Origin of the sequence: Synechococcus sp. W60.3 (assembly GCF_047502615.1) — a bacterium.
Taxonomy (GTDB): Bacteria; Cyanobacteriota; Cyanobacteriia; order Thermostichales; family Thermostichaceae; genus Thermostichus.
Map to the genome: position 1 here is coordinate 36,747 of NZ_JANSHJ010000011.1, position 19,919 is coordinate 56,665.

The 19,919-nt window shown below is 60.3% G+C and carries 20 protein-coding genes and 1 tRNA gene; 10 read left to right on the top strand and 11 right to left on the bottom strand.

Going from position 1 to position 19,919, the window contains the following annotated elements:
• The first annotated feature begins 623 nt into the window (after positions 1–623).
• From NW846_RS05690 to ppc, 3 genes are all read left to right on the top strand, one after another.
• Complete coding sequence (locus NW846_RS05690; RefSeq protein ID WP_041438161.1) at positions 624–965, top strand: DUF3155 domain-containing protein; 342 nt, start codon at positions 624–626, stop codon at positions 963–965.
• Between the two features lie 200 nt (positions 966–1,165).
• The gene (locus NW846_RS05695; protein ID WP_011429727.1) at positions 1,166–1,423 is read left to right on the top strand and encodes a DUF3146 family protein; all 258 of its coding nucleotides are present in this window, start codon (positions 1,166–1,168) and stop codon (positions 1,421–1,423) included.
• A 122-nt stretch (positions 1,424–1,545) separates the two neighbouring features.
• Positions 1,546–4,482, top strand: a complete 2,937-nt coding sequence (ppc, locus tag NW846_RS05700; RefSeq protein ID WP_099884165.1) for a phosphoenolpyruvate carboxylase — start codon at positions 1,546–1,548, stop codon at positions 4,480–4,482.
• Positions 4,483–4,614: 132 nt separating this feature from the next.
• Here the strand turns inward: ppc and NW846_RS05705 are convergent, their stop codons facing one another.
• Positions 4,615–5,397, bottom strand: coding sequence for a Ycf66 family protein (locus NW846_RS05705; RefSeq protein WP_414347950.1), 783 nt, complete (start codon positions 5,395–5,397; stop codon positions 4,615–4,617).
• A gap of 158 nt (positions 5,398–5,555) precedes the next feature.
• On the opposite strand from NW846_RS05705, the gene NW846_RS05710 reads away from it, so the two are divergent.
• Positions 5,556–5,957, top strand: coding sequence for a hypothetical protein (locus NW846_RS05710; RefSeq protein WP_414347953.1), 402 nt, complete (start codon positions 5,556–5,558; stop codon positions 5,955–5,957).
• Here NW846_RS05710 and aroH read toward each other — a convergent pair.
• The 6 genes from aroH to NW846_RS05740 all read right to left on the bottom strand — a co-directional run bounded on the left by aroH (position 5,954) and on the right by NW846_RS05740 (position 8,992).
• Complete coding sequence (aroH, locus tag NW846_RS05715) at positions 5,954–6,328, bottom strand: chorismate mutase (RefSeq protein ID WP_011429723.1); 375 nt, start codon at positions 6,326–6,328, stop codon at positions 5,954–5,956. The genes NW846_RS05710 and aroH overlap by 4 nt on opposite strands.
• Before the next feature lie 91 nt (positions 6,329–6,419).
• Positions 6,420–7,109 (bottom strand): V4R domain-containing protein, encoded by a 690-nt coding sequence (locus NW846_RS05720; protein WP_414347956.1) that lies wholly within the window; start codon positions 7,107–7,109, stop codon positions 6,420–6,422.
• A 56-nt stretch (positions 7,110–7,165) separates the two neighbouring features.
• Complete coding sequence (locus tag NW846_RS05725) at positions 7,166–7,645, bottom strand: hypothetical protein (protein ID WP_011429721.1); 480 nt, start codon at positions 7,643–7,645, stop codon at positions 7,166–7,168.
• A gap of 45 nt (positions 7,646–7,690) precedes the next feature.
• Positions 7,691–7,942 (bottom strand): hypothetical protein, encoded by a 252-nt coding sequence (locus NW846_RS05730; protein WP_011429720.1) that lies wholly within the window; start codon positions 7,940–7,942, stop codon positions 7,691–7,693.
• Positions 7,939–8,622: a V4R domain-containing protein gene (locus NW846_RS05735; protein ID WP_011429719.1), complete on the bottom strand. Its 684-nt coding sequence runs from the start codon at positions 8,620–8,622 to the stop codon at positions 7,939–7,941. Before NW846_RS05735 ends, NW846_RS05730 begins: the two co-directional genes overlap by 4 nt.
• Positions 8,623–8,773: 151 nt before the next feature.
• A complete protein-coding gene (locus tag NW846_RS05740) occupies positions 8,774–8,992 on the bottom strand; it encodes an Hfq-related RNA-binding protein (RefSeq protein WP_011429718.1) in 219 nt (72 codons plus the stop codon).
• A gap of 382 nt (positions 8,993–9,374) precedes the next feature.
• Here NW846_RS05740 and gvpA point away from each other — a divergent pair, with 382 nt between their 5' ends.
• The 6 genes from gvpA (at position 9,375) to NW846_RS05770 (ending at position 13,118) form a co-directional block, all read left to right on the top strand.
• Positions 9,375–9,593, top strand: a complete 219-nt coding sequence (gene gvpA, locus NW846_RS05745; protein ID WP_011429717.1) for a gas vesicle structural protein GvpA — start codon at positions 9,375–9,377, stop codon at positions 9,591–9,593.
• A gap of 648 nt (positions 9,594–10,241) precedes the next feature.
• Complete coding sequence (gene gvpC, locus NW846_RS05750; RefSeq protein ID WP_099812338.1) at positions 10,242–11,264, top strand: gas vesicle protein GvpC; 1,023 nt, start codon at positions 10,242–10,244, stop codon at positions 11,262–11,264.
• Positions 11,265–11,352: 88 nt separating this feature from the next.
• Positions 11,353–11,547 (top strand): AAA family ATPase, encoded by a 195-nt coding sequence (locus tag NW846_RS05755; protein ID WP_414515533.1) that lies wholly within the window; start codon positions 11,353–11,355, stop codon positions 11,545–11,547.
• 35 nt (positions 11,548–11,582) lie between these two features.
• Entirely contained in the window at positions 11,583–12,245 is a 663-nt protein-coding gene (locus NW846_RS05760; RefSeq protein ID WP_414515542.1) for an AAA family ATPase, read from the top strand.
• 39 nt (positions 12,246–12,284) lie between these two features.
• The gene (locus NW846_RS05765) at positions 12,285–12,617 is read left to right on the top strand and encodes a gas vesicle protein (RefSeq protein ID WP_011429713.1); all 333 of its coding nucleotides are present in this window, start codon (positions 12,285–12,287) and stop codon (positions 12,615–12,617) included.
• A 69-nt stretch (positions 12,618–12,686) separates the two neighbouring features.
• Positions 12,687–13,118, top strand: a complete 432-nt coding sequence (locus NW846_RS05770; RefSeq protein WP_228375437.1) for an LptA/OstA family protein — start codon at positions 12,687–12,689, stop codon at positions 13,116–13,118.
• A 63-nt stretch (positions 13,119–13,181) separates the two neighbouring features.
• Here the strand turns inward: NW846_RS05770 and NW846_RS05775 are convergent.
• From NW846_RS05775 to NW846_RS05790, 4 genes are all read right to left on the bottom strand, one after another.
• Positions 13,182–13,255, bottom strand: a tRNA-Arg gene (locus tag NW846_RS05775).
• A gap of 17 nt (positions 13,256–13,272) precedes the next feature.
• Positions 13,273–13,938: a ribonuclease HII gene (locus tag NW846_RS05780; protein ID WP_011429711.1), complete on the bottom strand. Its 666-nt coding sequence runs from the start codon at positions 13,936–13,938 to the stop codon at positions 13,273–13,275.
• 58 nt (positions 13,939–13,996) lie between these two features.
• Positions 13,997–16,132 (bottom strand): Rne/Rng family ribonuclease, encoded by a 2,136-nt coding sequence (locus NW846_RS05785; protein WP_414346860.1) that lies wholly within the window; start codon positions 16,130–16,132, stop codon positions 13,997–13,999.
• Between the two features lie 1,025 nt (positions 16,133–17,157).
• Positions 17,158–19,797 (bottom strand): TIGR03960 family B12-binding radical SAM protein, encoded by a 2,640-nt coding sequence (locus tag NW846_RS05790; RefSeq protein WP_414515536.1) that lies wholly within the window; start codon positions 19,795–19,797, stop codon positions 17,158–17,160.
• Positions 19,798–19,919: the final 122 nt, after the last annotated feature.

A 19,919-nucleotide genomic window follows, 5' to 3' on the forward strand; every position in this document is an offset into this window, starting at 1 on the left:
CTTATGGCTCAGGTCATCCCTGAAGCCAGAGTAGCAAGAGGTCTGTCTGCCGTCTAAGGGTTTAACGCAGTACGGGAAACCTATCCTGGACATATTGTAGAAACGGAAAATTGGTTGTATAGTCGTAGTACCCTCTCCAAAGGCTGCTCGCCCCGCGAGTATTCCTTTTGGTGAAGCTGCTCTAGGTTTGCGCAGTTGCAATTGGCCAACCCTAATCCCCACTAAGGGGAGTTGCCCGTACCTAGGTTTAGGTATGTGTTCTGTTGAGCGTTCCTTATTGTCGATGCTAGCTCAGAGGCCAGATCGGAAGGGAGTCTCCTGCGCTGGCAGTTGACTTTCTTCGCAGGCATCAGAGCTAATCGATACCCTATTTCTCTTTGCTCCCTTCCGGGGAGAAAGGGTTTATTTTTCAACTGAATAAGCAGTTTCCCGGCAAAGTTCTTGGAGGGGAGACAGAGGTAAGTTGCCTTCCTTTTCCGATCGTGGAGGAGGACGTTCGTTGTCCTTTGTTATTTCTGTAAAGGATGATAACAAAAGCCGGTAGAAGTTATTGATTTTCTTAGGTATTGCTGATATATTTTTTTTTTAAGGTTGTCTTGTAATCCTTCCACAGGAGGCTGACATTGGTCAGGAGAAGAAAGCGTAAGAGCCGCCGTCGTTTGGAGGGGCGCAAAATTTTAGATTATATTCCTCAATTTAAATTAGATAGCGGCGAAGAAAAGTCTGTAACCGCCGCCCGGAGATACATACAGGAAAACTCTATTCAGCCGCCTGCGCTGATTCTGGTTCGGCGAAACGAGCACACGATAGACCGATTTTTCTGGGCGGAGAAGGGACTATTCGGCGCGCAATATGTCGAAGAGAATCACTTTCTCTTTCCCAGCTTACGGGCTTTGCTAGCGCAGGTTGCGGCTGAGAAGCCGGAGAAAAAATCTTCCAAGGCTCTGGCAACTGCCGCTCAATAGTTTCTATATCAATACCGGCCTCAGGAGCTGAAGAAACAGCCCCCCCACGGGGGGCTTGCTTTTATCCTCGGCAAGAGAACCATCCAATTAACGGGATCCCTTTCCACCTAGCATCTATCTAGCCCCTCATCGCCCATCTTCGACTTCTCGGAGAGGGGTTTGCGCGCTACCTTACAGGGGATCCCGTCGGGAGGTTCTGGATGAGCCGACTGCCGCAGACCACCGCCCATGTACAAATTACCCGCCGCTCCTGGCAGGAGGGCGCCATTGAAGGGGAAGTCAACGCCAACGGTTGGGTTTGGCGCTTTTGCTGGCGCTTTCGATCCGGGGAGCTGAAGGTGGAACCCTCTGTAGGGCGGGCCTTGATTTGCGATCCCTTGAGCCGTTTTTTGGAGAAATCGGATTACTTACTAGAGCCCGGCAGCAACTACTCATTTGTTATTCGTAGCCGCCTCTAGGGATCCCTGGGCAAACAGGGGGAGAGTTGGCCATGCTGCCGAGACAGCTCTCCTCCAAGAGTAATCTGCGCTTCCAGCGAACAGGCTCTAATATTGGGATGGTTGTTCTAGGAGCTGCCTTCATGACCTCTTCCTCCCACCTGACGACTGCAGAGCGGGCAGTGGGTTCTGCCAACGGCCTGAAGGAGGCCCCTCCACTGGCGGAACGGGATCCCTTGGCCCGTGCCCTCGCCGTGGATGAAGCGCTCGACCGCAGGAACAACCTGTTGAATCGCCGCCTGCAAATGGTGGAAGAACTTTGGGAAGCCGTAATCCTGCAGGAGTGCGGGCAGCCTTTGGTAGATCTGTTGCAGCGGCTGCGCTCCATGTGTTCCCCTGAAGGGCAGGCCTTGGAGTACCCCATCCCGGAAGTACTACAAATTGTCGAGCATCTCAGCCTTGATGCAGCCATTCAAACGGCCCGCGCCTTCGCTTTGTTCTTTCAGTTGATCAACATCGTTGAACAGCACTACGAACGGGCAGAAGACTCAGATATGCGCATGGTGGACAGCCAGCAGCGCACCGTGCGGGAAAACGAAAAATTTGAACGTCTGTTCCCTTACCTGCGGCTTCAGGGGGTGCCGCCGGGACTGCTGCGCCGGCTGCTGGAGCGGCTGCACATCCGCCTGGTGTTCACCGCCCACCCCACCGAGATCGTCCGCCACACCATCCGCGAAAAGCAACGGGCCTTCTCCCACTTGCTCAGCCAACTGGACTGGGCAGAGCAGTCTCACCCTCTGCAGGCCCAGATGTTGAGAGAACAACTGGCGGAGGAGGTTCTGCTCTGGTGGCGCACCGACGAGTTGCATCAGTCCAAACCGACCGTTCTGAACGAAGTCGATTACACCTTGCACTATTTTGAAGAGGTTTTGTTTCAGGCTATCCCTCTGCTGCATGAGTACCTCAGCCGCAGCTTGAAAAAGTCCTTTCCCAGCGTCGAGCCACCGCCGGCAGGCTTTTGCAACTTCGGCTCGTGGGTGGGCGGGGATCGGGACGGCAACCCTTCCGTCACTGCCGACGTTACCTGGCAAACGGCCCGCTACCAGCGCAACCTGATTTTGGGCAAGTACATCGAGTCCGTGAAGGCCCTCACCAAAACCCTGAGCGTCTCTTTGCACTGGGGGGATGTGGACAGCCAGTTGCTGGATGTCCTTGAGCAGGATCGCCGCCGCATGCCCGAGGTTTACGAGTCCTTTTCGCTGCAATATCGCCAAGAGCCCTACCGGCTCAAGCTCAGCTACATCCAGCGGCGGCTGGAGTTGACGCGGGAGCGCAACCGCAATTTGGCCGACTCCGCTTGCCTGCCTGTCCCGCCCCCTCTGGACAACGCCTACGCCAATGCAGAAGAATTTCTGGCCGACTTGCAGCTTATTCAGAGCAGCTTGAAAAACAGTGGCCTCTCCTGCCGCCAGTTGGATCACCTCATTTGCCAGGTGCAGGTCTTTGGCTTCCATCTGGCCCACCTGGATATCCGCCAAGACAGCAGCTACCACGAGGCCGCTCTCACCGAGATCTTCGAGTACTTGCGGATCTTGCCGCGGCCCTACAGCGAGATGACGGAGGAGGAAAAAACAGCTTTTCTCCTGCGGGAGCTGCAAACCCGCCGGCCCCTCATCCCTCTAGAAGCTCCCTTTTCCGATAAAGCGGCGGAGCTGATTGCCACCTTTCGCACCCTGCGCCGGCTGCAGCAGGAATTTGGCATGGCCATGTGCCAAACCTACGTGATCAGCATGAGCCGCCAGTTGAGCGATCTGTTAGAGGTGCTGCTGCTGGCTAAGGAGGTGGGCCTTTACGATCCCATCAGCGGGCGCGGATCCCTGGCGGTGGTGCCGTTGTTCGAGACCGTTGAAGACCTAAAGGGGGCGCCAGAGGTGCTGCGGCAGTTGTTGGAGATCCCCTTCTATCGCCAGTACCTGGCCCAGCAGGAAAACCTACAGGAGGTGATGCTGGGCTACTCGGATAGCAACAAGGACGCTGGCTTTCTAAGCAGCAACTGGGAGATCTACAAAGCCCAGCAGCGGCTGCAGGCGGTGGCCGAGTCCTATGGGGTGAAGTTGCAGATCTTCCATGGCCGGGGTGGCTCGGTGGGGCGCGGGGGAGGGCCGGCCTACGAGGCGATCTTGGCCCAGCCGGGGCGCAGCGTGGGGGGCCGCATCAAGATTACTGAGCAGGGAGAGGTGTTGGCCTCTAAGTACTCTCTCCAGGATCTGGCCATTTTTAACCTGGAAACTGTTACCAGCGCCGTCATCCAGGCGAGCCTGCTGCGCACCTACCCCAACGACCTGCACGAGTGGTCGCGCCTGATGGAATCGCTGGCAGAGCGCTCTCGCCAGGTGTACCGCAACCTGGTCTACGAGCAGGAAGGCTTTGTCGAGTTTTTCCACGAGGTCACCCCCATCGAAGAGATCAGCCAACTGCAGATTAGCTCCCGCCCAGCTCGCCGCAGCGGCAACTCGAAAGATATCGGATCCCTGCGGGCCATTCCCTGGGTATTCAGTTGGACACAGAGCCGTTTTCTCTTGCCCGCATGGTATGGAGTGGGCACCGCTCTAGAGGAATACGCGGCTAAAGGCGAACACAACCTCAACCACCTGCAGCATCTCTACCGCGAGTGGCCCTTCTTCCGCATGGTGATCTCCAAAGTGGAGATGACCCTGGCCAAGGCGGATCTGCAAATTGCCCGCCACTACGTGCGAGAGATGAGCTCCCCCGAGCGCCTGGAGCGGGCGATGGAGCTATTCGAGCTCATTGCCCAGGAGATGTACCGCACCCGGGAGATGGTTTTGAAAATTACAGGACACAAGGAGCTGTTGGAGAACGACCCCTATCTGAAGCGCTCGGTGCAACTGCGCAACCGTTCAATCGTGCCCCTCGGGTTTATCCAGGTCTCGCTCCTCAAGCGCCTGCGTGGCAAGCAAAAATCCCATTTCCACAACACCCAGTACAACCGCGCCGAGCTGCTGCGGGGAGCTCTGCTCACCATCAACGGCATCGCCGCCGGTATGCGCAACACAGGCTGAGCACCGACTCTTCCTGGGGATCAAGGATAGCTACGGCCCTCTCCAACCGGCCTAGGATATCTCCGGGAGCAAGGCGGTTGGGAGTTGCCTCAGCAGGAGCAGCCCTCAGGCCAGGACGGCTTGAGGGTGAGGTCAGAACAAATCATCTTCGTACTCGTCTGGCTCCGCCTCTTGCACTTCCACCGATTCCACCTCGACAACACGGCGGGAAGGACGACGAGGTTTTTCCTCAACGTAGCTCTCACCCTGGTCTTGAGGCAGACGGGGGGGACGACGGCGGGTGACTGTGCCTCGTTCTTCCTGCACATCCTCGGGATAGTCCTCGGCAGCCGAGCGGCGAGAGGGATCCGGCTCATCGTCCTCGGTGTCCCGACGGAAGCGGGTCTCTTGCTCCTCGTAATACTCCTCCGCTGCCGGGCGAGGGCGGGGGCGCACACGGGTATCGCTGGTCAGTTGGGGCCGCGGGCGGCGCGCTGGTTCCTCGCTGCGTTCAGGAATGGAGCGGCTGGCGGAGGAGGTGTCGCGAATGCGGGATCCGCTGGCCGCGCTGGCAACGGCACGTCCTTGGCCATAGCCATCGGGCGGATAGGTGCGGCTAAAGCCTTGGCGCCGCATAGCTGGACGAACTCCAGTTATCTGGCGCACCTTCTCGTTTAGGAGAATGCGCAGGCGGAAGGTCTGGATGGCAAACCAGCCCGCCATCACTGCCAACAGCACCTGGGCAAAAAACAGCAAGGGGATTAGGCGCTGACCTTCCAGGAGCAGAGAGATGGAATAGATCAGGCCCATCGTAGCGAAGATTACATCTGACTCTTCCGAGGCTTCGGGCTTGACAAATCGGACGGCAAAGATGGCTCCACTGGCAATTGCCACCAGGGCTGCCATCAAAAAGTAGGGGCTTTGGGTGAGAAACATGCCAGGGATCCCCAAACGATAGGAGCGGGAAAGCTGTAAGCTTTACCCCTTTCAGAGCCGATCCTAACACCAATCCTTCTGCTGGCACGGCCCAGGATCAGGATGCTTTGGTAGGGAGGGGTTGGTGCTAGAATCGACGGCAGCTCCCAGTAGGCTCCATGCTGTACCTGGCACGGGTAGACAAGAAAAGTCTTTTTGGCCCAGCGGAGTTACAGCTTCTAGCCCAACAGGGCGAGAAGGGGATTTGGACACCGCTGCCTCAGCCGGAGCGGATTACTCTCAAGGAGGCAGCCCCTTACAACGTCGGGGTGTTGCTGCTGGTCGAGCTGGGAGAAAACCGGCAGGTGCAGCAGGTGGAAGAGGCAGCGATGAAGCTGGTGGAGATGCTGCACAGCCTCTCCCAAGCCTACAGCCTAGTTGACTGGACAGAGATTGAAAACTGGCGTCTCTCGCTAACTCGGCAAAGCCAAGAGTTAAGCCGTCGCGAAGCGGAGATAGCTGCCCGCCAGGAGCAGCTGCAACAGTGGGAGGCTCGGCTGCGCGAGAAGCTATCCTCCTAAACTGGGCTGAGATCAGGCCGTAGCTCGCGGGCACCTCGCAGATAGACGTGGTGCATCTCAGCCTGGGCCAGCGGGGTGTTCAGTTGGATCAAAACGCGGATACAACGGGGCAGAGCGCCGTTGACGTCCATTTGTTGCACGTCCAACAGAGGCACCAACTCCCAGCCGGGGCGGCGGCGGGCAAATTGGGCAGGAAAGGCCGCGTTGAGATCGGGGGTAACGGAGAAAATGACGCTCACCAACTCCGCCGGATTGATGGCGTTGCGATGTTCCAGGGCGTCCAGTAGCTCGTTCACCGCAGCGCCAATGGCCTCGGCAGTGTTTGCCGGAACGGTGATGGCCCCTCGGATTGCTCTGACCCGCCACCCCAATGGCTACACCCTCAAGCGCTTGAGCTCGTCCTGCTTCCAGAGAATTATACAGACTCGTCCCGACGGGATCCCATCCCGCTGCTGGATCTGGTTACGGGGCGGGCTGTAACAACTTCTCCAGGATCTGGTCGTGGCTGAGGCCGGAGTCCACCCAGACCTCTCCTTCCTTGAGGCGGGCGGCAGCGGTCAAGATAAACAAGTTGCTCTTCGCTCCCAAAGCCTCGCTGGTGGTTTGCACACAGCCCAGATCCTGGCCGGTCAGCTGGCTAAACCAGGTGGCCAACAGCCCTGCCTCCAAAAAGCCCATCGGGCGCTTGAAGTGGGGGGGTGTGGCAGCGGCAAAGGGAGAGTTGCGGATCGACACCACCAGCACCCCCTGATTTTTGTAGGTCCAGTCGATGTCGATCAGCCCCCAGCCGTGGGTCTTCCAGGCTTGTTTGAGATTTTGTAAAAAGAGCCCCATCTCCAGCTCGGACAAAGGCTTCTGGTAGTAGTCGGAGAGCTCCTGGGCAAAGCGGCGGAAAAACTCTTTGCCCCACATACGGCCACAGTTGCGCAATACCAGGCGGGCGGCCTGCCCTGTCTCGTATTCCAAGCCGGTGTAGATGCCTCGTAGCAATGCTTCTGGAAGGGCCAAGAGCCGGTCGCCGTGGCGACTTTCCAGCAAACCGGACTCCAGATCGCCTTGCAGATAGGCGCTGGGCGCGTAATAGTTGGCCAAAACAGGCGTGTAGGGGTCAAAGTCGGCGAGGCTGCTGGGGATGGGGGGGGTGCTGGCCATAGGGGATCCCTGGGTTATCAGTATCGGTAAGTTACCAAAAGGCGGTGGGGAAGGTTCTAGGCGGATTTGAGGCCGTTTAAAGAGAGCAAAGCTGCCTGCACCTGGGTGATCCAGGGGCGGATGAACTCCAGTTCGCCGGGAGTTAGGTGATCCCTAAGCTCTTGCTGAAAAGTCCGATGGACTACCTCATAAACGCTCTGCAGCTCGTACAGGCGCACCTCCTCTTCCATCCACTCGATCAGCCGCTCCTTCAAGAGGTTTTCGTCCTGCAGCAACATGGCCAGGGCGCTCTGACGCAGCAACAGGAGCAGGTGCCGCCGGCACAGGTTTACCGTTTGCGGAGAAAGATTGGGCATCTCCTTTTGAAGGGTGTCTAGGGTGCGGCTCACCATCTGGCTCTCCCCTTCCCGTACGACCCGGTACACGTGCAGCCGCTTTGGCCAGCCGAGCACATAGGCTTTGAGCTGCTCCAGTTGCTCCGGCGTGAGGTAGCGGGCCTCGGCCTCAATTAGCATCTGCTCCAGTGGGCTCACCATCTCACTTCTCCAAAGTGTTGGTGGGTGCTCAGCGGGTGTCGGCGTTCAAAACAGGCTGAATAAATCGGCCAAAGTAATCGGTTCCTCTTCAGGCTGGGGCGGCAGCGCTGCCGAGAGGGATCCCAAGGAACGGGCCGCCAAAGCCAGGGGATCCCCCGTCCAGGGGATGGAGGCAAAATGCTCTCGCACCCGTACAAAAGGCATGGGCAGCGAGGGGTCTTGCAGAGGGCGGTTATCCCAATTCAGGCGAGCAAAAAAGCTCTGCACCGATTCTTCCAGAAAAACCTCTGCTGTCATGGCTTGGTCACTCCTTGACCGGAGCGCAACTTTTGGGCAATTTCGCTGGCGCTGGCCCCTTCGTTGAGCCAAAAGGCAGCCGCATCGATGCGATCTTTGCTGCCGAGCAAAAACTTACAGTAGCTTTCTCCCATGGAGTAGCACTGGATCTCGATGCAGTTGAGCTGCCGTTCCACCATGGCGCTGAAAAACCCGGCAAATAAGCCAGCGTAGAGATGGCAAACCGGCTTGCCCACATCCCCCAGGGTGCGGGCCACGGCGGAGTCAAAGAGGTTGATAAAAATAAACCCCTGCCGCCGGCTCTCGGTCTCCACCTCCCAGCGCCCCCAGCCTTGCGAGGTCAAGGGCCACCACCAGGTTTCCAAGAGGAACATCAGGTGGCTCTGCTTGGGTTTGCGCCGATACTCTTCCTCAAACCAGTGGGAGAAGTGGATTGCATCGTTGCGGCCCCACTCGCGGCCAATGGTGTACATCAAGGAGGCCGAGGCATCCCCCACTTCTTCTTCCAGGCCCTGTTGCAAACCTAGGATAAAATCCTCGCTTACCAAGACGTTGCGCGCGCCCGTCCAGTCTACTAGGGATCCCTGGGAGCGGTCGAAGCGAAAAAAATCCTCGCGGCTGTAGTGGTTATGCCGCTGGGCGACAGGTTGCAGGGCAAGCTCGATGGGGCCGGTTGACATGGCTAGAGGGGAGGAGGGTAAATTTTTTCACACTTCTTGCTGAATCATAGCCTTTTCGCCGGGGGCTTTGGCCAGAGCTGTCGATAGGTGCGCCAAAGAAACCCTTGCCGCCGGGAAGCCAGCGACGGCCAAGGGCTGCAGGGGTTTGGGTTTAGGAGGGAGGTCTGACTTTGACGAAGGCGATGGCGGAGCGCCACAGCAGCGATTCTTGTCCCTCAGCGTCGGCCAAACAAAGGCAGTCGGGATCCTGCCAGCGCAACTGGCCGACGAAGACATCGCCGGTATTGAGCTTAACCTCAACGATTTCCCGATCCCGGATCACCCGCTGCAGGCGACGCACGCTTGGGATCCCGGTGTTGAACTCGGTCACAGCAGCCCTCTTGGCCAGCGGAAGGACGGCATGTCGGCAAGCGCACTGCTCTCAGTATAGGGGATCCCTGCCGGCCCGCACCCTGACTTGAGGGCCTCTCCCCGGGACGCTCTCACCCTTTGACCCATTTTCTCTACCAGCGGGTACTATGAAGGCGGGGTGGCGCTCGGAGGAGACGGCGACTCTTGTCAGCCCGTCACGTTTTTTAAGCGAATCTACGGGTGTTCTCCCCGAAAAAAGCCAGCACAATGGGGCTGGGGTGATACAAGGGGCGGGTGTTACCCCAGGGGGCCGATCCAAGGTTAGGATCCCTTCCAACCTGCAATTTTGCCGCCGATTCGTCTTCAACCATCCAACCATCATCAGTGCAGGAGAGATCGTCATGGCAGTTGAGAAAGTGAACTCTTCTTCCAGCCTGGCCGAAGTGATCGACCGCATTTTGGACAAAGGGATCGTGGTCGATGCCTGGGTGCGGGTTTCTCTGGTGGGGATCGAGCTGTTGGCCATTGAAGCTCGCGTTGTCGTGGCTTCGGTGGAAACCTACCTGAAATACGCCGAGGCGGTGGGCCTGACGGCTACTGCTGCTGCCCCTGCCGTCTAAGTCTGGCCGTCTTCAGCCACTTGTAAAGAGGCGGCAGCTGCCTCCCGCAGCCGCTATAGCTTGGCAGTCCTGTCGAAGCAGGTGGCTAGTGAGGCAGGGACCAGGGTAGAGTCTCTGCCTCGCTTTGCTCAGTTCTGGCCAACTTTGACCGACCAACAGCCCGGCTATTCCCGCTCCCAGGTGGAGGACTTGTGCGGCCTGCCGGTTTGCATTGCCACGCAAGTGCCGAAGCCAGCTATCTGGGAGAAGGGAAAAAGGCCGTAGTGCCCCTGACCCACACAAAAGGGTAGTCAGCATTATGGCATTGAATTTATTGAGGTAGAGGAGGCGTACAGCTCGCAGGCAAGCTTCCTAGATGGAGATGGGCTACCTAATTATGGTGAAAAACCCGACGGGTGGAGACCCTCTGGAAAGCGTGTCAAGCGGGGCCTGTACCAAACGGCAAAGGGGTGGTTGGTCAACGCTGAGGCAAATGCTGCCGCCAACCTGCTTAAGAAAGTCAGCAGAACCTTGGGGCTTTGCGTGAAGGAACTGTCTAGAGGCGCTTTGACAACGCCGTTACGGGTTCTTTTGTGGACTGCGTAAGAATCCCCCGCCTTTAGGCGGTGGGAGTGTCAAAGTAAAAACCAACAGGAGAGAGGGAGCGCCATGAGTTTGCGGGAACAGTGGGCCATGGCCCACAACCAACGGGTGGCCCAGAATCAAAGTTTGTTCAGTCAATCCCGGCAGCAGCGTCTGGAGCAGCACCGAGCTCTGATAGCCGAGCTGGAGCAACGCCGCCGGGAACGACAAGAGGCAATCCGGCAACAGAGGGAGCAAACCCGTAGGCAACTGAAGAGCTTCAACCAGAGCCGGGCGGCGCAGCGGGCCTTGGACGAGCATTCTCGCATGGAGGCTGTGGCCCAGCGGGTCAAAGCGGTGGCGGAGCTTCTCTCCCGCATGGCTCAAGAGCGAGCCGCCCAATCGCAGGCCCAGCAGCAGGAGCTGCAGACTTTTCAAGCCAACTTGACAGCGACGGTGGGGAGATTGCTGAGCACCTGTGCACAGGCCCGGCAGACCATGGCCGGCCAAACTCGACAAGCTCGCCAGTCTTTTTATGCTGAGTTGCGGCAGCGGGTACAGGCTTTGCAGCAGCTCGCGCGGCAGGAGCTGGCTCAGGTCGCTCAGGATCAGCGGGCAGAGGCCCAGGCTCTGCGGCAAGCTTTGGCGGCTTTCCGCAGGGCGTTGCACGAGCAGGTCTGGGGGAATGGGATCCCAGAGGCCCAACCCATCATCCCTTCTGAGGGCTTGGAAGGTGAAAAGTCTGAGAGCTCGGCCAATGCCTCGAAAACGGTTTCGGCTGAGGTTTCCCTGCCAAAGCCTGTGGTTGCGGTCTCAGAAGAGGCGGCTCCTCCTCCCCCTCAGCCTGTGGTGACTCCGCCACCACCTGAACCTGCTCCAGTTCGGCCCGCGCCCCCGCAGGAGGCAAGTTCGGATCGCATCATGGCCTACGTCAACAACTATGTAACCAACCTGCAAGCGCAGGCTCCCGATCTAACTTTGCTGCAGGTGATCGGGGATCGGGAGCGGGTGCGGGATCTGCTGGCCCGCGGTGCGGTGGATCTGGGGGTGGATCCCTCCGAGATCCTGGCCACCTTGCGGCGTATGGTGTCAGCGACGGTTGCTATCTGATCCCGGCCTAACACCTGTGAGCGCAAGAAGACCGTTGCCGCTATAGTCGAGGCAAGAGCGTCAAGGCAATTGAGAGTTGGGTATTGCTATGGCCACGGTTCTGCAGGCGCGTCCCCGCCAGTTCGTAAACACTCCTTACATCGAGCGGATTACCCGCCGCGCTTTGCGCTATCTGCAATCGGGTTTTGCGGTGCATCTGCGGGGCCCTTCGGGCACGGGCAAGACTACCCTGGCGATGCATCTGGCTAGCCTGCTGGGCCGTCCCATCATGCTGATCTGCTGATCTACGGCGACGATCGCTTCGATTCTTCCGACCTGATCGGGGGGCGCACCGGCTTTACCCATCGGCGGGTGGTGGACAACTTTATCCACTCGGTGGTGAAGACGGAGGAGGATGTGCAGCAGCGCTGGGTGGATGCCCGCCTCACCTTGGCTTGCCGAGAGGGGTTTACCCTCATCTACGACGAGTTCAATCGCTCCCGCCCTGAGGCCAACAATGCTCTCCTGAGTGCCTTGGAGGAGAGGCTGCTGGTGTTGCCGCCGGACAGCAACCGCTCGGAGTATCTGCGGGTGCATCCCCAGTTCCGGGCCATCTTCACCTCCAACCCAGAGGAATACACCGGAGTTCACAAGGCCCAGGATGCGCTGCTGGATCGGATGATCACCATCGATATCGGCGAGCCGGATATCGAGACCGAAAAGGAGATCCTCACCGCGCGCATCGGTCTCTCTGCCCCTGATGCGCTCAAGATCGTCCACATCGTCCGCGCTTTTCGCCGCAAATTGGATCTGACCCGCCACCCCAGCCTGCGCAGTTGTCTGATGATCGGACGCATTGTCAAGGAGCACGAGCTGGCGGTGAGCAAGGACAATGCCGATTTTCGCGCTCTGTGCGCCGACGTGCTGTTGCCCAGGGCCGGCAAGCGCTACGAGGAAGGAGCCCAGGTGCTCAACTATTTGCTGGATCAACTGCCCGGCTGATATTTGTATGCTTTCGCACACTTTGGAGGGAAATTCTCTGTGCCTATTACCTCTCAACCCCTGGCCACGGCAACGCATGGCTCCTCTCTGGCCGATGTCTTGGAGCGGGTTTTGGACAAGGGGATTGTCATCGCCGGGGATATCACCGTTTCGGTGGGCAATGTGGAGCTGCTCAATGTGCGCATTCGGCTGCTGATCGCTTCGGTGGACAAGGCCAAGGAGATTGGGATCAACTGGTGGGAATCGGATCCCTATCTCAGCAGCCAAGCCCGCGAGCTGCTGGAAACCAACCGCCAGTTACTGCAGCGGGTCAGCGAGCTGGAAAAGCAACTGGCCCAAGGCCTGCCCAAGGGAGGAAATGGTAAGGACTAACGCGCTGCCCCGCCAGCGGGGCCAGGGATCCCGGGCTAGACTGGCAGGTGGGGTGGTTTGATTGGGGTGATGCGCATGGCGGTCGGGATCGACCTTGAGCAGAAAAACAGGTGCCAGCTAAGGGGGGTAGCCTGGGCGGTGGGGGTGGCGCTGCTGCTGGCGATCCCCAGCCTGGCTTGGGGGCAAAACCCGCGTGCCCTCAGCATCAGCGCCGATGTCCAGGAGGCCAATGCCAACACGGGGGTGTTTGTAGCCACCGGCAATGTCACCCTCAGCTTTCCCGCCGAGCGCCTCACGGCCCGCGCCCAGAGAGCGGTGTACTACAGCCGGGAGCAGCGGATCGAGCTGGAGGGCCAGGTCACCATCCGCCAAGGGGAAAATCAGTTGCAAGCAGAAAAAGTCATCTATCACATCGAAAAAGGCACCATCCAGGCCGTGCCAGCAGCAGGAGGCCAGGTGGAGTCCGTTTATGTGCTACCAGAACCCACTGCGAGCCCCTAGCTAAGGCTTAGATCCAGATCCTGCTGAGAGAAGTGCTCCTTCGCTGTCTGCTTCTGGAAGAAACGCCCACGAAAGGATTCGAACCTCCGACCCCTGGGACCGGAACCCAGTGCTCTAGTCCGCTGAGCTACGTGGGCAGTACGTGGACTCTATCCTACCCTCCAATTTCGCCTGCCTGCAAGTCTCGCAGGGGGGCAAAGCTACGGCGGTGCTGGGGGCTTGGCCCCAAGCGCTGCAGCGCCAGTCGGTGCTCCTGCGTGCCATAGCCGACGTTGGTGCGCCAGCCGTAGCCGGGGTACTGGTGATCCCAGCTCTGCATCAGGGTATCCCGCCAGACTTTGGCCACGATGGAAGCGGCGGCGATGGAGAGGCTAAGCTGATCCCCTTTGACCAGGGCCGTCTGCCGGGATCCCAGCTCTGCCAACGGCAACCCATCCAGCAGGATGTGCTCCACTTCCCCCACCTGCGCCAGAGCTCGTTGCATGGCCAGCAGCGTGGCCTGGCGAATGTTGAGCTGGTCGATCTCGGCGGCAGAGGCGCTGCCAATGCCTACGGCCAGGGCTACTTGGGCAATCCGCTCCGCCCAGTGGGCGCGCTGCGGCGGGCGCAGTTGTTTGCAGTCTCTCACCCCTGACAGCGCCTCCGGATCCAGATGGGCCGGCAAAATCACCGCCGCCGCCACCACCGGCCCCGCCAGGGCCCCCCGCCCCACCTCATCCACGCCTGCCACCCGCCGCATCCCCTGTTGCCACAGGGATCCCTCCCACTTCAGGCTGGGCTGCACCACCTTGTCCACACCCCCAACTCCGGAGCCAACCATCCTCTTGACCGAGCCAACCGACCAACGGCGAGGTTTGCTCCCGGGCTCAGCGGGCCGGCTAGCTGCTGCGGGAGCGCCGTCGTCTGGAGGCCGCCGGAGATTGCTGAGACGGGTCGATGACTACCTCCTGGGGCGTCACCGTTGCCGGCGGCTCCGCCATCGATGATACAGGCGGAGGAGTTTGCGGCTCGGAGGGTGCTGGCGGGGGAAGAGTATTTACCGGCTCCTGCTCCGGCAAAGCTGCGGCTTCAGGGGCAACCGTCTCCGCCGTGCCGTTGGCAGAAGTTGCACCGGCCTCCGCCTCTTCCGGGCTGGCCATCTTTACAGTGCCCGGCAGGGCCACCATAACCACCGTGTCGCGGCCCGAGGGCGGTGGCTGATCCAGAAGCAACAGCGGCGACAGCCCTAACTCTGAGTAGACCCGCTGTTGCAAGGGGGTCATCTCCACAGTAATGGCTTGCCGGGCTGGACGGCTTTCTGAGGACTCCACCCCACCGGCGCGAGCGGATCGCCCCGCGGTAGGCTGGTCTCTGTGGGAGCCCTGCTCTTCCCCATCTTCTCCCCGGCTGGGACGCCGGGATTCTTTGCGCTTCTGCTCCGCCCCGCCCCCTGCCGGCTGCAAGAGATCTTCCCCAGGCACCTCCAGACTGCCCCCTTCTGTCTCTCCGCTCCGGGAAACTGGGCGCTGGCCTACGCGGGGATCCACCCACTCGTCGCGGGAGCGTTTGCGCCCCACCTCAATTCGCGATTCCTCCAGATCCGGTCGCTGTTCTGGGGCAGTACGGGAGCGGCTCAGGGAGACACGGCCTTCGGTTCGCGACACCCCATTGCTCCCCAGCCGCAGGCCCGCCCGCTGCGAGTCGCCCTCCTGGAGCAGGCTTGGGCTGGAACCGTCCTCCCCCTCAGTGGGCAACGTTACCGGCAGGCCACTTTCGACCGTCAACAGCCGTCCTGGCTCAGCTCCTGGCAGGCGGGCCAGGATCCCTAGCCCCTCACAAGTAGGACAAGAGTGGCCGAAGATCTCGTAAAGGCTTTGCCCCTGCCGCTTGCGGGTGAGCTCCACCAGCCCCAATTCCGACAACTGAACCACCTGGGGGCGAGCTTTGTCGCTGGAGAGGGCCTTGTTGAAGTGCTCCAAAACCAGCAACTGGTCGCGGCGGGAATCCATGTCGATGAAGTCCACCACGATCACGCCGGCAATGTTGCGCAGCCTCAGTTGACGGGCAATCTCGGTAGCCGCCTCACAGTTGGTCCACAGCACTGTCTCGCGAGAGGTGGCCGATTGGGTGAAAGAGCCAGAGTTGACATCGATCACCGTCAGGGCTTCGGTGGGCTCAATGACGATGTAGCCGCCGGAGGGGAGATCCACCCGGGGTCGCAGCGCCTGCCGGATGACTGCATTGACCCGGAAATACTCCAGGATGGGGGTGGGTTCGCGGTGGGCATCGACCACAACACCGGGCGGCATCTGGCCCTTGTTCCAACCTTGCAAATAGCTACGCACCCGCTTCGCCCCTGCCGGCGAGTCGGTAACGATGCGGTTGACGTCCTCCGAGTAGACATCCCGCAGCACTCGCTGGATAAAATCGTCATCTCGGCTGAGCAGCCCCGGACCCCGTGCCGCCTGATACTGCTGTTGAATATCCTCCCAGAGCTTTTTCAATTGCTCCAGGTCTTCGATCATCGCCTCTTCAGACACCCCCTCGGCCTCGGTGCGCACCAACAGGCCCATCTGGGGGGGTTTGATCAAAATAGCCAGCGACTTGAGGCGATTGCGTTCTTCCCGATCCTCGATGCGGCGGGACAGATGAACCCCTTTGCCGTAGGGTCGCAGCACCAAGTACCGCCCTGGAAAGGCCAGATCGCCGGTGAGGCGTGGCCCTTTGTTGCCGGTGGGCTCCTTCATAACCTGCACCAGCACCTTTTGCTGTGGCAGAACCAGCTCCGAGATGGAGGCATGGTTGCGCTTGAGGCGTAGCGGGCCTAGGTCGCTGACGTGAATAAACCCGTTGCGTTCGCCGGAGCCAATGTTGACAAAGGCAGCGTCGATGCTGGGCAGGACGTTCTCGACGATCCCGACGTAGACGTCTCCCACCTGGTAGGTGCCACTGGCAACGATCAGCTCTTGGACTTGGTCTTCGGCAAAAACAGCAGCGACGCGGTGTTGCTCATCAATTACAATCTGCCTGGGCATTAACGTTCCTCCCCGCCCCCAGGGCCTGCGGTTGTGGATTGAACCCTCCTTGCGGCGAGGCGCTGTCCTTTTGGCGGGATCCGCTCAAGTTTTTTTAGCCAGAATCGATTCATCATGAGGCTGTCCATTACCCTAAGCTCTGCTTTGACGGAGGATGACCGATTTGCTGGGCTTCCACTCCACCATTGATGAGGTGAGTCCAAGCTCATCGGATCCTTAGGATTGGGTGGGATTTGCATGGGGATTGATGGATAGGCTCAGGAGGCAAGATGACACCCCTCCGCCTCAGACATCCCAGAAGAGATTAGACGATGGTTCGTGGCAGAACCCCAATCGTGCCAGCCTAGATCCACAGAAAGACAGGGTTTGCACGCGGAAAGAAACACCTTCTCAGGAGAAAAAATATAGTGCTAGAGCCAGGCCACAGGGGCACACCTCTCTGTACCGCCTATCGACTGGGCCCTGTTGCGCCCGTTACCTGCCCTGGGTACTGAGTTAGGGTTGACACTCCCTCCGCCTGAAAGCGGGGGATTCTTACGCAGTCCACAGACGAACTCGTAAAGGCGTTGTCAAGCCGCCTCTGGACAGTTCCTTGGGGCAAAGTTCCAAGGTTCTGCTTACCTTTTCTGATCAGGTTGGTTGAGACGTTGACATCTCCTCGGCGCTTGCCACCGGTCGGGTTTTTCACCGTGATTAGGTGCTCGCCTGGAAACGGTACGCCTCATCAACAAGTATACTAACTCCCTGAGCACCATTGGCGAGCAACCGAAGTTGCTTGCGGGCTTTTCCGCACCGTACTAACTAAAGTACAGGGCCGCCAAGCTATCCTTCTGGGTCTCCATTTCAGAATCCGATCAAACTGTTGCCTGCTGCCTGCCCTGCCTTTGGCCAAGTTGATCCCGGCAAGCTCCGCAGCGGCAGAAGCCAGCAATAGACAACATAGCGCCTGTCGGATCCCCCCCTCCAGACAGGGGCAGAGCCCAGCCTTGGTCTCCTTTTTGTCCGGTCGATCCTGAGGCCGCTCCTCAGTCGGGATCGGAGGTGCCGTCTTGCCACAGCAGACGCAGCCGCCTGGCCATCTGTAGCGTCCAGCGGGGCAAGCCCAAGGACTCGGCCATTTGCACGAGTTGATTGGGCCGCAGGTAAGCGCCGTCGTTGCGGCAACTGCCGCGGTAGAGGAGGCGGGCGCTGCCGTCGGGGGCCAGGCCCTGAAACTCCAGGTAGTAGAGCAGGGGGCGAGCGTTGAAGCGACAGGGTTTGCCGGATTTGGTGGATTTTTCAATCCAAATTTCCCGCGCATCCAGGATCTGGGTAACCCAGGTCGGCCAGTCGGCTTCGGGCAACTCGCAGCTCACGCTGAGTTGATATTCGGCGGCGTAAACCGCTTCGGTAGCCGAGGGATCCCGCAGGCCGATCTCTTGAATGGCCTGGATGGGAATTTCGGGGGGCAGTTGCTCGGCCAGCAGGGCGCGCAGCTCCTCCGGGGTAAAGGGAGCCCCGGGGCGGGCCAGGAGTTCCAGATCGAGGATCTCCCCATAGCCTTCCTGGCCGATGGGCAGGGCGTTGGCGTTAGCCAGGCGGGGCATGGGGTGGTAACCGCCGCTAAAGGCCAGAGGCAGCCCCGCTCGCCGACAGGCCCGTTCCCACAGCCGCATCAGATCCAGGTGGCCCAGCCAGCGCAGATCCCCAGTTTTGCCGTAGGTGATGCGGAAGCGCTGGGCGGGCGGCTGCGGCTCCAGGGGATCTGGGGTGGGGGTGGGCCGGCTTTGCAGGGGTGGGACGGGCGGGGGCGGGATGACGATGTTGTGGCCGAAGCCGGGGCCGCAGATGCCGCAGGCGGAGCAGCCCTCGAAGGAGCAGTCTTCCACAGTGAGGGCTTCCAGGGCGCGGCGGTAGTCTTTCTGCAGCCATTTTTTGTCGATGCCGGTATCGATGTGATCCCAGGGCAAGGGATCCTCCAGGCCCAATTCGCGCATGGGGAGATGGGCGCAGAGGGCAACCGGATCGGCGCTGGGATCCACCGCTTCGCCGCAGTAGGCCTTGACCCAGGCGGCATAGGCGGCGTCGATGTTTTCCCACCAGGCGTCCAGGCCGGCGCCGGCCCGCCAGGCCTGCTCGATCATGCGGCCCAGGGAGCGATCCCCCTTGCCAATAAAGTCTTCCAGGATGCTGAAGCGGATGTCGGTGAAGTGGGCTTTGACCCCCCGCAGCCGCCGCAGCTCCTTTTGCAGCAAGGCCTGCTTGCGCTGCACGTCGGCGTAGTCCACCCGGTGCCACTGGAAGGGGGTGTGGGGCTTGGGGACAAAGTTGGAGACCGTGAGGGTAAACTCCACCTTCTTGTGACCCAAGGCCGCACATTCTCGCTGCAGCATCTCAACCGTGCGGGCAATCCCAATGACATCGGCGTCAGTCTCTCCCGGCAGGCCGATCATGAAATAGAGCTTGATCTTGTCCCAGCCCTCCTGGACGGCGGTGCGAATGCCGCGAATGAGGTCAACATCGCTAAGACCCTTGTTGATGATGTCCCGCAGCCGTTGCGTGCCGGCTTCTGGGGCAAAGGTCAGCCCCGAGCGGCGGGATCCCTTCATGATGGCGGCAATTTGCTCATCGAAGCGATCCACCCGCTGGCTGGGCAGCGAGAGGGCGACGTGCTCCCCCAGCAGGCGGTTGTGCAGCTCGGCCCCCACCGCCGGCAGGGAGAGGTAGTCGGAGCAACTGAGGGAAGAAAGGGAAAATTCGCTGTAGCCGGTTTTGCGCAGGCCCTGCACCACCGCCTCCACCACCGCTTGCGGATCCACATCGCGAGCCGGGCGGGTGAGCATGCCGGGTTGGCAAAAGCGACAGCCGCGGGTACAGCCGCGCCGCACTTCCATGACCAGGCGGTCGTGGACGGTTGCCACCAGCGGTACTAGGCCAATGGAGTACTGCGGTTGGGGCAGGGCCACGCGGCGGCGGATGCGCTCCGGCACGCCGGGCACGATGGGGCGGGGCGGGATCCCCTCGTAAAACTGGGGCACATACACCCCCGGCACCTGGGCCAGCTCCAAGAGCACCTCGCGGCGGGGCTTGGCTAGAGATTGAGCCAGCACCTGGCCGATCTCCGGCAGCACCTCTTCCCCATCCCCGAAGACAAAGAAATCGAAAAAGTCGGCAAAGGGCTCTGGGTTGGAGGTGGCGGTGGGCCCGCCGGCAAAGATCAGGGGACACTCTTGCGGGGTAAAGGGCTGGCGCTCCCACCATTTGAGGGGGATCCCGGCCAGATCCAGCATCTCTAAGATGTTGGTGCCCCCCAGCTCGTAGGCCAGGCTGAAGCCGATGATGTGGAAAGCGCGCAAGGGGCGGCGCGATTCTACGGCAAACAGCGGGATCTGCAACTGCCGCATCCGGGCCGCCAGATCCGGTCCCGGCAGGTAGGTGCGGTCGCACAACTGGTCTGGCTGGGCGTTGAGGATGTTGTAGAGGATGAGGTGGCCCAGGTTGGAGGCCCCCACCTCGTACAGCTCCGGGTAGCTCAGCACCCACCGCACCCGCCCCGACTCCCAGGGGCGGTGGGCGGCGCCGAACTCTTTCCCCAGGTAGCGGGCTGGCCGCTGGATCTCAGGCGTGAGCAGGCGATCCAGATCGATCGGGCCTAGATGGGCTTGCGTGGCAGCCAGAGAGAGCATGAGGATCCGAGCAAGAAGTGAACGCAGCTACTGATCTGACTCTAGCCGAACTTTCCCGGCAACCCAAACCCAAGACGGGGGTGGCGAGACCGTTCCATCTCCCCTCTCCCGGAGGGAGAGGG

What these genes read in the sequence shown, in the direction of transcription:
- NW846_RS05695 (WP_011429727.1), top strand. Translation starts at nt 1,166, where the DNA reads ATGAGCCGACTGCCGCAGACCACCGCCCATGTACAAATTACCCGCCGC.
- ppc (WP_099884165.1), top strand. Translation starts at nt 1,546, where the DNA reads ATGACCTCTTCCTCCCACCTGACGACTGCAGAGCGGGCAGTGGGTTCT.
- NW846_RS05705 (WP_414347950.1), bottom strand. Translation starts at nt 5,397, where the DNA reads ATGTTTCTCACCCAAAGCCCCTACTTTTTGATGGCAGCCCTGGTGGCA.
- NW846_RS05710 (WP_414347953.1), top strand. Translation starts at nt 5,556, where the DNA reads ATGCTGTACCTGGCACGGGTAGACAAGAAAAGTCTTTTTGGCCCAGCG.
- NW846_RS05720 (WP_414347956.1), bottom strand. Translation starts at nt 7,109, where the DNA reads ATGGCCAGCACCCCCCCCATCCCCAGCAGCCTCGCCGACTTTGACCCC.
- NW846_RS05725 (WP_011429721.1), bottom strand. Translation starts at nt 7,645, where the DNA reads ATGGTGAGCCCACTGGAGCAGATGCTAATTGAGGCCGAGGCCCGCTAC.
- NW846_RS05730 (WP_011429720.1), bottom strand. Translation starts at nt 7,942, where the DNA reads ATGACAGCAGAGGTTTTTCTGGAAGAATCGGTGCAGAGCTTTTTTGCT.
- NW846_RS05735 (WP_011429719.1), bottom strand. Translation starts at nt 8,622, where the DNA reads ATGTCAACCGGCCCCATCGAGCTTGCCCTGCAACCTGTCGCCCAGCGG.
- gvpA (WP_011429717.1), top strand. Translation starts at nt 9,375, where the DNA reads ATGGCAGTTGAGAAAGTGAACTCTTCTTCCAGCCTGGCCGAAGTGATC.
- gvpC (WP_099812338.1), top strand. Translation starts at nt 10,242, where the DNA reads ATGAGTTTGCGGGAACAGTGGGCCATGGCCCACAACCAACGGGTGGCC.
- NW846_RS05755 (WP_414515533.1), top strand. Translation starts at nt 11,353, where the DNA reads ATGGCCACGGTTCTGCAGGCGCGTCCCCGCCAGTTCGTAAACACTCCT.
- NW846_RS05770 (WP_228375437.1), top strand. Translation starts at nt 12,687, where the DNA reads ATGCGCATGGCGGTCGGGATCGACCTTGAGCAGAAAAACAGGTGCCAG.
- NW846_RS05780 (WP_011429711.1), bottom strand. Translation starts at nt 13,938, where the DNA reads ATGGTTGGCTCCGGAGTTGGGGGTGTGGACAAGGTGGTGCAGCCCAGC.
- NW846_RS05785 (WP_414346860.1), bottom strand. Translation starts at nt 16,132, where the DNA reads ATGCCCAGGCAGATTGTAATTGATGAGCAACACCGCGTCGCTGCTGTT.
- NW846_RS05790 (WP_414515536.1), bottom strand. Translation starts at nt 19,797, where the DNA reads ATGCTCTCTCTGGCTGCCACGCAAGCCCATCTAGGCCCGATCGATCTG.